This window comes from Pseudomonas sp. GM41(2012) (assembly GCF_000282315.2).
Classification (GTDB): domain Bacteria; phylum Pseudomonadota; class Gammaproteobacteria; order Pseudomonadales; family Pseudomonadaceae; genus Aquipseudomonas.
In genome coordinates this window covers 1228471-1240212 of sequence record NZ_AKJN02000006.1, presented here as the reverse complement: position 1 = coordinate 1240212, position 11742 = coordinate 1228471, and the positions used below count along the sequence as shown (strand labels likewise).

Here is an 11742-nt window from a genome sequence, read left to right as displayed (position 1 = left end):
ATGAATGGGATGGATGCACGATCAAAATCAGGCCCGATCAGCCTGTGCCTGGTTCGCGACAGCGCTGGATTCGCCAAGCGTCGGGTAGTCGATGTATCCCGCCGCTCCGCCGCCGTAGAGCGTGGAAGGGTCAAAGGCGGACAGTGGCGCACCGGTTTTGAGCCGCTCCACCAGATCAGGGTTGCCAATAAAAGGACGGCCAAAGGCGATCAGGTCGGCCTTGTCATGCGCAAGGCGTGCCGTGGCCAGGTCCAGGTCATAGCCGTTGTTGGCGATGTAGGTGTTCTTGAAGCGCTGACGCAAGGCGCCGAAATCAAAGAGCGCCACGTCGCGAGGTCCACCGGTCGCGCCTTCGACGACGTGCAGATAAACGATGTCCAGAGCATTGAGTTGATCGACGATGTAATCGAACTGAGCCTGCGGATCACGGCTCGATACACCGTTGGCCGGCGAGACCGGCGAAAGGCGAATGCCCGTGCGATCAGCACCAATCTCGGCGGCCACGGCAGCCGTCACTTCCAGCAGCAGACGCGCACGGTTTTCGATTGAGCCGCCGTACGCATCAGTACGCAGGTTGGAGCCGTCCTTGATGAACTGATCCAGCAAATAGCCGTTTGCACCGTGGATTTCCACGCCATCGAAGCCTGCCGCAATGGCGTTTGCCGCCGCTTGGCGGAAATCGTTGACGATGCCCGGCAACTCGTCAGCTTCCAAAGCTCGCGGCTCGGAAACGTCCTCGAAGCGGTTGTTGACGAACACCTTGGTCGCAGGACGAAGCGCGGAAGGGGCTACCGGCGCCGCACCGTGCTGTTGCAGATCGACGTGGGAAACACGGCCCACATGCCACAGTTGCAGGAACACTCTCCCGCCCTTGGCGTGCACGGCATCGGTCACCTTGCGCCATCCCTCTATCTGAGCCGGTGTGTAAATGCCTGGCGTGTCCTGATAGCCCTGTCCCTGCTGAGATATCTGCGAGGCTTCGGAAATCAGCAAGCCCGCGCTGGCTCGCTGGCTGTAATAGGCAGCAGCAAATTCACTCGGTACAAAGCCTTTTCCGGCGCGATTGCGTGTCAGCGGGGCGAGAACCACGCGGTTTGACAGTTTCAGCGTGCCAAGCGTGTAAGGGGAAAACAGATTCTGGTCGCTCATGGGTGTTTGTTCCGTGCCCGTTGGTGAACTTCATATTGCTGGTATTTAGGATGATGATCGAAATCTAAACTGTCAACAACTTTGATTATGGTCAACATCTATGTATCATCAACCCATGAATTTCCAAGCGGTAACGAGGTATCGAACATGCGAGTGAGCAAGGCCCAGGCCCAGGCAAATCGGGAGCACATCGTCGAAACGGCCTCGGTCATGTTTCGCGAACGCGGTTTTGACGGTGTCGGCGTGGCCGACTTGATGGCCGCTGCCGGGTTCACCCATGGCGGTTTCTACAAACATTTCGGTTCGAAGGCCGACTTGATGGCTGAGGCCTCGGCCAACAGCCTTGCGCAATCGCTGATCAGCGCTGAAGCACTGAGCATCAAGGATTTCATCGATGTGTATGTGTCCAGGGATCATCGCGACGGGCGCGCCACGGGTTGCACCATGGCGGCGTTGTGCGGCGACGCTGCGCGTCAGTCCGGCGATTTGAAGTCAGCATTCGCTGAGGGCATTGAGCGCACGTTGCAAACGCTCGGCGAAAAATACCCGACCGGGCCGGATGCGCCGGCGGGTGAGGCGAGGGTGAAAATGATCGACCTGCTGGCGCGCGCGGTCGGCGCGATCATGTTATCGCGCGCCTGTCCTGACGACTCGGCGCTGGCCGATGAGATTCTGGCGGTGTGTCACGCGCAAATGACTGCATCGGTATCTATTCAATCGTAGGTTCATTTCGTATTGGGAATAGATGGTTGTCAGCACAAGGCGTGCTGACTTGCTTCATTTCGTCTTTGGTCGACCGGTTGAATCCACAGCCGATAGCAGTCGCTCGCGAACGACCACTATCGACCCAGAGCGCTCATCCCTGGCTAACCGATCTGACAGATTGCACGGGCGTTTAAACTGCTCCAGCGGTTTTTTGTTGAGCTGCGGCAGTTTCTCGTATCACGATTCTACAAACTGTCTTCTTTGTAGATAGATGACTGAAGAAACTCTGCTATCAGCGACGTAACCTGCTGTTGAATCACCCCGCGCGGGCGAGCGCTGTCGCCATCCCGGCAAATGATGCCATCGCCTGGTACTTCTTCTTCGAGCATTACTTGCGCGCCAGGTTTGCACACCGACAAGAAGCTGAAGTGGCTTGCGTCGCTGATTTCGACGTAACGGCTTGACGCCGCAGGCAGGCGTTTGGCCAGGTTGGCAGACTCCAACTCAGCGGGAAGCTCGTCCGACGGTACGCCGGCGGCGATCACCAGCGCGGGTACCGGCAGTGCGGCCAGGCTTTCATCGGTCATGCCCCGTGAAAGGCCCAGGTCCAAGGTAACCACAGCCGTGACGCGTTTATCGCGCAAATCGGCGGCCAGCGCGGCCTTTGATTCTGAGGTGCTTGCGGGGTTTATCTTTCCATAGACGGTGCAACTTGATAACTGCGGGTGGGCTTTGCAGTCATGGGCGAAGCGGTCTGGATCGAAGCGAGCACCGGCGATCTCCAGGGCGGTCCAGCCGCCGAGTGAATGGCCCACCACTGCAATTCGGTCATTGGCGACCCAGCCGAATTTTTCAGGTTGAGTCGTGACGCTATCAATGGCTCGGCTCAAATCAACGGGCCTCTGCCATAACTGCGCCGCTGCTTGAGGGCTACGGTCATGAGTGGTGGTGCCAGGGTGATTGATTGCGGCGACGATGTAACCCTTATGAGCCAGAGCACTGGCGAGCCAGATCTGGTTGCTCCAGTTACCTCTGTACCCGTGGGAGAGCACCAACAATGGATGCTTGCCAGCAGCGGGCGGCGCGTCACGAACGGCAGAAGCCCCGACGAACACCACATCATCGCCGATCAATTGCGTGGCGGCGGTAGTTGCACTGGGGTACCAGACGACCATCTCCAGTGCACGGCCATTTTGCGAGTCCGCCAGTGTGGAAGAGTGGAAGCCGACAGGGTTCTCGTCAGCGAGTGCGAGAGTAGTCAGCCAGGTCAACAACAGGGCGCCAAAAGCTATTTTCAATGTCGTTTCTTCCTTGATTAGACAAATGCATGGCAACCTGAACCCGCCGTTAGGCGCGTCCACCTTCGTAGGGAGTCGAAGCTAATGTGGCTGCATATAAGCACGGACATTAAAGCCCACATTCGAACCGCCGAGCATAATTTTCATCGTTAACTCTGTTCCGCGGTCTTTAGTGAGAAGGCTGAACGTCCGTTCCCGGCCGACCTCTGCCGTTCACGTATTAGCGAAGTTTCTCTACTGACATGCGCCAAGTACAGTGGTTATCCGTTTTCTTTTCTTAAGGGCAGGGCGGTTTTATAGCGGACCTGTTTCAACGACAGACTGGAACGAATTTTTTCTACTTCTGGCATAGGCGAAAGTCGCTCGATGATGAAATGCTCCAACGCCTGCATATCTGCCATCACTACGCGAATCAAATAGTCAGCATCACCGGTCATCAGATAGCACTCCATGACCTCGTCGCATTCGCAGATATTGCGCTCGAAATTCTGCAAAGACTCCCGGCCTTGCTGCTTGAGGCTGATGGAGATGAAAACATTCAAACGCAAGCCCAGCGCCTCGGGCGCCAGTAGCGCCACGTACTCGCGAATGCAACCGGATGCCTCTAGGGCCTTGACCCGAGCCAGGCAGGGGGAGGGTGAAAGATGAACCCGCTTGGCCAGTTCCACATTTGACAGGCTGCTGTCGTTTTGCAGCTCTCTAAGGATCTTCAGGTCAATACTGTCGAAGTTCATTGTGCTTCTACTTTTAGGATGGACAGTGTTTTATGCCGCCAATGATCGAAGTGGGGCTGCATAACGATCAAAAAAGCTGCGGGCCTCGGCATAGACTATTAAAAAAGCGAGGAGGTGCCTATGAGCCGTTTCCATTCCAGTCATCCCGATACAACCGCCGCCCCCCTGACCCAGAACGATCTCGACGAGCTGCGCGAATGGCGTGAGGCCCTGGAGTCGCTGGTGGCCACTCGCGGCCCCGAGCATGCGCGCCGGTTGCTCGACCAATTGGCTGAAGCGGCACGTGATCCGTCCGTTGGCTGGCAGCCGCGCCGGGGCACGTCTTATGTCAACAGCATCCCTGTGTCGCAGCAACCGCTGTTCCCTGGTGATCTCGCCACGGAAGAACGCCTTGCTTCGATCATGCGCTGGAATGCTTTGGTCATGGTGGTCCGGGCCAATCGGGCGTACGGCGAACTCGGCGGCCATATCGCCAGTTACACCAGCGCAGCGGATCTGTTCGAGGTGGGCTTCAACCATTTTTTCCGGGCGCGTAACGACGTCTTCGACGGTGACCTGGTGTTCTTCCAGCCTCATTCGGCACCGGGCATCTATGCTCGCGCTTTCCTCGAAGGGCGATTGAGCGAAACCGATCTTGAGCACTACCGCCAGGAAATCACCGCTCGAAAATCTGGTGCCCAAGGGCTGTCGAGCTATCCGCATCCATGGTTGATGCCGGACTTCTGGCAGTTCCCCACCGGTTCGATGGGCATCGGTCCGATCAGCTCGATTTTCCAGGCGCGCTTTATGCGCTACTTGCAGCACCGTGGCCTGCAAGACACCACTGACCGGCACGTTTGGGGGGTGTTCGGCGATGGCGAGATGGACGAGCCGGAGAGCATGTCGGCGCTGACCCTGGCCGCCCGTGAAGGCCTGGATAACCTGACGTGGGTGGTCAACTGTAATTTGCAGCGGCTTGACGGCCCGGTGCGGGGCAACGGGCGGATCATCGACGAACTGGAAGCGTTGTTCAGCGGTGCCGGATGGAACGTGATCAAAGTGGTCTGGGGTTCGGACTGGGACGCGTTGCTGGCCAGGGACGAGGATGGCGCGCTGGTGCGCACCCTGTCGCAGACTGTCGATGGTCAATTCCAGACGTTCGCCGCTAAGGATGGCGCCTACAACCGCGAACATTTCTTCGGCCAAAGCGCATCACTGGCGCGGCTGGCCCACGGCTTGAGCGATGAGCAGATCGACCGCCTCAAACGTGGCGGACACGACATCATCAAAATCTACGCCGCTTACCTTGCAGCCAGCCAGGAAGAGGGCAAGCCGACGGTGATCCTTGCCCAGACCAAGAAGGGGTTTGGTATGGGCGAAGCCGGGCAGGGCAAGATGACCACGCATCAGCAGAAGAAGCTCGACCGCGAAGCGTTGATCGCTTTCCGCAACCGCTTTCAGTTGCCGCTGTCGGATGAACAGGTCGAGTCGTTGAGCTTTTGCAAACCGGCTGAAGATAGCCGCGAAATGCGTTATCTGCATCAGCGGCGACAGTCTCTTGGTGGTTACATGCCGGTGCGCAATCGTACGGCCGCCGCCGTGCCGGTGCCTCCGATTGCAAGCTATGCCAGCTTCGCCACTCAGGCCGAGGGCAAGGAAATGTCCACCACCATGGCCTTCGTACGGATGCTCAGCAGTCTGCTGAAGGACAAACAACTGGGCCCGCGCATTGTGCCGATTGTCGCCGACGAAGCGCGCACCTTTGGCATGGCCAACCTGTTCAAGCAGATCGGTATCTACTCCAGCGTCGGTCAGCGTTACGAGCCCGAAGACATCGGCTCGATCCTCAGTTACCGTGAAGCCACCGACGGGCAGATTCTCGAAGAAGGCATCAGCGAAGCCAGCGCCATCAGCTCCTGGGTTGCCGCCGCCACCAGCTATTCGGCCCACGGCCTGCGTATGTTGCCGTTCTACATTTACTATTCGATGTTCGGCTTCCAGCGGGTCGGCGACCTGATATGGGCCGCAGCTGACCAACGTTCCCGTGGCTTCCTGCTGGGCGCCACGGCTGGGCGAACCACGCTCGGAGGTGAAGGCTTGCAGCATCAGGACGGCACCAGTCACCTGATCGCCGCCACTGTACCCAACTGTCGCGCCTACGATCCGGCGTTCGCCAGCGAGTTTGCGGTGATTCTCGACCATGGCATGCGCCAGATGCTCGAACAGGACGTCGACGAGTTCTACTACGTGACCCTGATGAATGAAAACTACCCGCAACCGACCTTACCCGAGGGAATTGAGCGGGCGATCATTCGCGGCATGTACTGCTTCATTGAGCAGCACCCGGCAACTCCGAAAGGCAAGGTGCGCTTGCTCGGCTCGGGCACTATCCTGCGCGAAGCCCTGGCCGCCGCCGAGTTGCTGGCCAACGATTGGCAGGTTGCGAGCGAGGTGTGGAGCGTCACCAGTTTCAGTGAACTGGCTCGTGATGCGCGGGACGTCGAGCGCTGGAACCGGTTGCATCCGCAAGCCGACGTCCGCACCAGCTATCTTGGCGAATGCCTGCCCTGCGGCGCGCCGGTGGTGGCTGTGTCTGACTACGTGCGCGCGTTGCCGCAACTGATCGGCTCGTACCTGCAATCACGCTATACCGTACTCGGTACCGATGGGTTTGGGCGAAGCGATACCCGTGCGGCCTTACGCGACTTTTTCGAAGTCGATCGCCATCACATCGTGTTGGCAGCCCTCGCTACCCTTGCCGACGAAGGCACGGTTGATCGACAACTATGCGCCGAGGCGATCAAGCGCTATGGACTGGACAGTGAGAGCCAGGCCTCGTGGACCTGCTGACACGCACCTTCATTTTTTGGCGTCTGCACAGGCCGCGTTATCCTCGATAGTTAAGGGCGGGCATTTGCCCGCTCATGTCGGGAATTGTGATGTCTGAATGAGACATCGTTCATGCTCGGCCCGCTTTTAGTTAACCATCACTTCGTCCAGTGCCTGCTCGAGGGTGCTGACCGTGCGCTCGATATTGTGCAGCTTTTCGAGTCCGAACAGACCGATGCGGAAGGTCTGGAAGTCGGCCGGCTCGTCGCATTGCAATGGCACTCCGGCGGCGATCTGTAGGCCGTGGCTGGCAAATTTCTTACCGCTCTTGATGTCGGCATCATCGGTGTAGCTCACCACTACGCCAGGGGCCTGAAAGCCGGCTGCGGCCACGCTTTTGATGCCTTTGCCGGTCAACATTGCGCGCACCCGATCGCCCAGAGCCTGTTGTTCGCCGCGGACCTTGTCGAAACCGTAGGCTTGCGTCTCTTTCATCACTTCGTTAAATCGCGCGAGGGAATCGCTGGGCATGGTCGCATGGTAGGCATGTCCGCCCTGTTCGTAGGCCTGCATGATCTGAAGCCACTTTTTCAGGTCGCAGGCGAAGCTGCTGCTCTGCGTCTGTTCGATGCGCTCGAGGGCCAAAGAACTGAGCATCACCAGGGCGCAGCAAGGGGAAGCGCTCCAGCCTTTCTGCGGTGCGCTGATCAGCAGGTCGACTGCGCATTTCTGCATATCAACCCAAATCGTGCCTGAGGCGATGCAGTCCAGCACGAACAGGCCTCCCACCGCATGCACGGCGTCGCCGACGGCCCGCAGGTACTCGTCGGGCAGGATAATCCCTGATGAGGTTTCAACGTGGGGGGCGAAGACAATCTGCGGCTTCTGCGCCTGAATGGCTGTCAGCACTTCGTCCAGAGGGGGTGGGGCGTAGGCAGCCTGGCGACCAGTCTCGACCGGTCGGGCTTTCAGCACCGTGGTGGCCGCCGGGATGTTGCCCATCTCAAGGATCTGGCTCCAGCGATAACTGAACCAGCCGTTGCGTATCACCAGGCATTGCTGGTCGGTGGCAAACTGTCGCGCCACCGCTTCCATGCCGAATGTGCCGCTGCCCGGGACCACCGCAACAGCCTGGGCGTTGTAGACCTGTTTCAGGGTCCTGGAAATGTTCTTCATCACGCCTTGAAATGACAGCGACATGTGGTTGAGCGAGCGGTCGGTGTAGACCACTGAGTACTCGACCAGCCCCTCGGGATCGATACTGGGATATAGCTTTGACATGGGGTGACTCCTTTGACAGAGATCTCAGTGGTATCGACCCTGCCCTAAGCCTTGGCAAATGACAAGATTGCTCGGGATTGATTTTCGACTTCTGTCGAGCAGTTGAATCCACAATCAAAAGCGGATGTAGGCCGAACGCCCGCTAATGGCCCGATAGCAGTCGCCCGCCAACCTGTTCATTCGCGCGTAGATTCCGGTTCTTCCAGATGATCGATGTGCTTGAAGCGCTCGACCAGGAAATCGATCAGGCTGCGTACCCGCGCCGACAGGTGCAACTGTTGCGGATACACGGCGTAGACATCGGCGCGGGTGGGGGTCTGATCTTCCAGCACCAGGCGCAAGCGGCCACTGCGCACGTAACGGGCGATGTCCCATTCGGCCCGCAGCAGAATGCCATAACCTTCCAGTGCCCAGTTCAGGGCCACTTCACCGTCGTTGCAGCCCAACGCGCCGCGCACTTTGATGTTTTGTGTGCGCCCGCCGTTGGTGAAACTCCACACGCCGTAGGGCGTTTCGTTTTGCCGCAGGAAGATGCAGTTGTGTTGCTGTAAATCCGCCAGGCGTTGGGGCACGCCATGCTTTTCCAGGTACAGGGGCGAGGCGCATAACAGACGGCGATTGGACGCGATCTTGCGGGCATGGAAAGCGGCGTCCGGCAGCGTGCCGAAACGAATACCCAGGTCAAACCCGTGAGTCGTCAGGTCGAGTGGGTGGTCGCTGATTTCCAGTTGTATTTCCACCTCCGGGTACTGCGCGAAGAACGCGCCCAAGGCCGGGCCGATATAGCGCCGACCGAATCCCAGCGAAGCGTTGACGCGGATCAGGCCTTTAGGCGTTGCCCGGCTGCTGCTGATCAGCTGCTCGACCTCATCGATCTGCGTGAGGATGCGCGCGGCATGGGAGAAATACAGTTCACCTTCCGAGGTCAGGCTCATCGAGCGCGTGGTGCGGTTGACCAGGCGGATGCCTAGCCGTGCTTCCAGCGCGGTCAGGCGCTTGCTCACCGCCGGCGGGGTGACGCCCAACTCGCGAGCCGTCGCCGCGAGGCTGCCTTTGTTGGCCAGCAGGTAGAAAAAAGACAAATCCAGGGTTTGGCTCATTGGTAACTCAAATTCATCTATGTAGTGATTTGGAGTAACTCACGCTCATTTGTTCACTACATATACTCCGCTCACACCCTGATTGAACAGCCCCGTTCGACAGGCACAACAAGAACGTGAAGAGAGTGGAGTTAACTAATGAGCGCCTACAAAATTGCTGCAGTTCCAGGTGATGGTATCGGTGTAGAAGTGATCGCTGCGGGCGTCGAGGTGCTGCAAGCCTTGTCGAAGAAATCCGGCTTCGAACTGGATTTCAAACACTTCGACTGGAACTCGGATAACTACCTTAAAAACGGCTACTACATCCCTGACGGTGGCCTGGAAGAGCTGAAAACCTTCGACGCCATTTTCTTCGGCGCAGTCGGTGCGCTCAACGTGCCGGATCACATTTCGTTGTGGGGCCTGCGCCTGCCGATCTGCCAGGGCTTCGACCAGTACGCCAATGTGCGTCCGGCTCGCGTACTGCCAGGGGTTAAAAGCCCGCTGCTCAATGGCGATCAAATCGACTGGGTCGTGGTGCGTGAAAACTCCGAGGGCGAGTACTCCGGCAATGGCGGTCGTGTCCACCGGGGGCTGCCTGAAGAGGTCGCCACCGAGGTGTCGGTGTTCACCCGTGCCGGGGTCGAGCGCATTCATCGTTTCGCCTTCGAACTGGCGCAAAGCCGTCCTCGCAAGCACCTGACCATGGTCACCAAATCCAACGCCCAGCGTCACGGCATGGTGCTGTGGGACGAGATTTTCTACGAAGTCGCCAAGGACTTTCCGGACGTCAAAATCGACAAGGAATTGGTCGACGCCGTAACCACGCGCATGGTGCTCAAACCATCGACGCTGGACGTGATCGTTGCCACCAACCTGCACGCCGACATCCTGTCCGATCTGGCCGCCGCGTTGTCCGGCAGCCTGGGCATTGCGCCGACCGCCAACCTGAACCCTTCGCGCAAATTCCCCTCGATGTTCGAACCGATCCACGGCTCGGCCTTCGACATCACCGGCAAAGGCGTGGCCAACCCGATCGCAACATTCTGGACGGCGGCAATGATGCTCGAACACCTGGGCGAAGCGGCTGCGGCGAAGCACCTGATGTCGGCTATCGAGGCGGTGACCGAGAGCGGTCTGCACACCCCGGATCTGGGCGGTACGGCCACCACCCGCCAGATCACGGATGCGGTCATCGAGTTGATCAAACGCTGATTCAAGCGGCGGCACAACGCCAAGGGGCTGATCACTGATCAGAGCCCCTTGGCATTTCCTGACAACAATAAAAAATCAGGGCCCTGTCATGAAAAGAATATTCGGCAAACTTTACGTACAAGTGCTCATCGCCGTGATCCTCGGCGCCATCGTCGGGGTATTCGTGCCCGAAACCGGAACAGCGCTCAAACCCTTGGGCGACGCGTTCATCAAACTGATCAAAATGCTCCTCGCCCCGGTGATCTTCCTGACGGTGGTCACGGGCATCGCGCGCATGGAGAACATGAAAGAGCTGGGGCGCGTCGGCTTTCGTGCGCTGATCTATTTCGAAGTGGTGTCCACCCTGGCGCTGGTCGTCGGTCTGGTAGTCGTCGATGTGTTCAAACCCGGCGTCGGCATGAACATCGATGTCGCCACGCTGGATACGTCGAGCCTGGCCACCTACACCAGCGCCGTGAAGCATGCGTCGTTCATGGACTTTGTGATGAACATCATCCCCGACACCATCGTGGATGCCTTCGCCAAGGGCAACGTGCTGCAAATATTGCTGTTCTCCATTCTGCTGGGCATTGCCCTGGCGCATGTCGGACCTCGTGCCAAGGTGTTCGTCGACACGCTGGACAGCCTGATGCAGGGCATGTTTCGCATCGTCAACATGGTCATGCGCCTGGCACCCATCGGCGCCTTCGGAGCGATTGCTTTCACCATCGGCAAATACGGCTTTGGCTCGCTGTTCTCGCTCGGCAAGCTGATGGCCTGTGTCTACCTGACCTGTGCGGTGTTCGTGATTTTTGTACTGGGCCCGATCTGCCGCTACAGCGGATTCAGCCTGTGGAAGTTTCTGAAATTCATCAAGGAAGAACTGTTTACCGTCCTCGGCACCAGCTCTTCGGAATCGGTGCTGCCGCAGATGATTTCCAAGATGGAAAAGGCCGGTGTTTCCAAACCCGTCGCCGGCCTGATCATTCCCTCGGGCCTGACCTTCAACCCGGACGGGCAGGCGATCTACTACACCATCGCCGCGATCTTCATCGCCCAGGCAACCAACACACCGCTGACCCTGACGGATCAGTTGATCGTCCTGGCCGTGCTGATGTTTACCTCCAAGGGATCTGCTGGTGTCACCGGCTCGGGATTCATCATTCTGGCAGCGACGTTATCGTCCCTTGGCACCATTCCGGTGGCGGGCATGGTGCTGCTGTTGGGCGTCGACCGGTTCATGTCGGAAGCGCGTGCGATCACCAACACCATCGGCAATGGCGTCGGAACAATGGCCATTGCCAAATGGGTCGGGGCGCTGGACACCGTGAAAATGCACAAGGCGTTGAATGGTGAGGTCGAAGGGGAGAAACCCGCGACGGCTCAGGCAGAGGTTATCGCGGCTCATTCAGCGCTGGGAGCAGGTTCCGTGCTGCCAGGTCTGCAAAAAGCTTCTCGGGCGTAAGGTATGAGGCGCTGAACGTGATCTCAGCG

At 58.6% G+C, this 11742-nt stretch carries 9 protein-coding genes; 4 read left to right on the top strand and 5 right to left on the bottom strand.

What is annotated here, in order from left to right:
• Nucleotides 1-27: 27 nt before the first annotated feature.
• Complete coding sequence (locus PMI27_RS20340; RefSeq protein ID WP_008151513.1) at nt 28-1149, bottom strand: alkene reductase; 1122 nt, start codon at nt 1147-1149, stop codon at nt 28-30.
• 147 nt (nt 1150-1296) lie between these two features.
• On the opposite strand from PMI27_RS20340, the gene PMI27_RS20345 reads away from it, so the two are divergent.
• Nucleotides 1297-1872, top strand: a complete 576-nt coding sequence (locus tag PMI27_RS20345; RefSeq protein WP_008151512.1) for a TetR/AcrR family transcriptional regulator — start codon at nt 1297-1299, stop codon at nt 1870-1872.
• A 227-nt stretch (nt 1873-2099) separates the two neighbouring features.
• Here the strand turns inward: PMI27_RS20345 and PMI27_RS20350 are convergent, their stop codons facing one another.
• A complete protein-coding gene (locus PMI27_RS20350; RefSeq protein ID WP_008151511.1) occupies nt 2100-3152 on the bottom strand; it encodes an alpha/beta hydrolase family protein in 1053 nt (350 codons plus the stop codon).
• A gap of 260 nt (nt 3153-3412) precedes the next feature.
• Complete coding sequence (locus tag PMI27_RS20355) at nt 3413-3886, bottom strand: Lrp/AsnC family transcriptional regulator (protein WP_008151509.1); 474 nt, start codon at nt 3884-3886, stop codon at nt 3413-3415.
• A 120-nt stretch (nt 3887-4006) separates the two neighbouring features.
• Here PMI27_RS20355 and mdeB point away from each other — a divergent pair, with 120 nt between their 5' ends.
• The gene (gene mdeB / locus PMI27_RS20360; protein ID WP_008151508.1) at nt 4007-6715 is read left to right on the top strand and encodes an alpha-ketoglutarate dehydrogenase; all 2709 of its coding nucleotides are present in this window, start codon (nt 4007-4009) and stop codon (nt 6713-6715) included.
• A 126-nt stretch (nt 6716-6841) separates the two neighbouring features.
• Here mdeB and PMI27_RS20365 read toward each other — a convergent pair whose 3' ends face one another.
• Nucleotides 6842-7975 (bottom strand): aminotransferase class V-fold PLP-dependent enzyme, encoded by a 1134-nt coding sequence (locus tag PMI27_RS20365; RefSeq protein WP_008151506.1) that lies wholly within the window; start codon nt 7973-7975, stop codon nt 6842-6844.
• A gap of 176 nt (nt 7976-8151) precedes the next feature.
• Complete coding sequence (locus tag PMI27_RS20370) at nt 8152-9075, bottom strand: LysR family transcriptional regulator (protein WP_008151504.1); 924 nt, start codon at nt 9073-9075, stop codon at nt 8152-8154.
• A gap of 138 nt (nt 9076-9213) precedes the next feature.
• Here PMI27_RS20370 and PMI27_RS20375 point away from each other — a divergent pair, with 138 nt between their 5' ends.
• Together PMI27_RS20375 and PMI27_RS20380 are read left to right on the top strand one after the other, a co-directional pair.
• Complete coding sequence (locus tag PMI27_RS20375; protein WP_008151502.1) at nt 9214-10269, top strand: tartrate dehydrogenase; 1056 nt, start codon at nt 9214-9216, stop codon at nt 10267-10269.
• 88 nt (nt 10270-10357) lie between these two features.
• Entirely contained in the window at nt 10358-11713 is a 1356-nt protein-coding gene (locus PMI27_RS20380; RefSeq protein ID WP_008151500.1) for a dicarboxylate/amino acid:cation symporter, read from the top strand.
• Nucleotides 11714-11742 lie beyond the last annotated feature (29 nt).

Coding starts and splice junctions, on each gene's coding strand:
- PMI27_RS20340 (WP_008151513.1), bottom strand. CDS start 1,149: ATGAGCGACCAGAATCTGTTTTCCCCTTACACGCTTGGCACGCTGAAA.
- PMI27_RS20345 (WP_008151512.1), top strand. CDS start 1,297: ATGCGAGTGAGCAAGGCCCAGGCCCAGGCAAATCGGGAGCACATCGTC.
- PMI27_RS20355 (WP_008151509.1), bottom strand. CDS start 3,886: ATGAACTTCGACAGTATTGACCTGAAGATCCTTAGAGAGCTGCAAAAC.
- mdeB (WP_008151508.1), top strand. CDS start 4,007: ATGAGCCGTTTCCATTCCAGTCATCCCGATACAACCGCCGCCCCCCTG.
- PMI27_RS20365 (WP_008151506.1), bottom strand. CDS start 7,975: ATGTCAAAGCTATATCCCAGTATCGATCCCGAGGGGCTGGTCGAGTAC.
- PMI27_RS20370 (WP_008151504.1), bottom strand. CDS start 9,075: ATGAGCCAAACCCTGGATTTGTCTTTTTTCTACCTGCTGGCCAACAAA.
- PMI27_RS20375 (WP_008151502.1), top strand. CDS start 9,214: ATGAGCGCCTACAAAATTGCTGCAGTTCCAGGTGATGGTATCGGTGTA.
- PMI27_RS20380 (WP_008151500.1), top strand. CDS start 10,358: ATGAAAAGAATATTCGGCAAACTTTACGTACAAGTGCTCATCGCCGTG.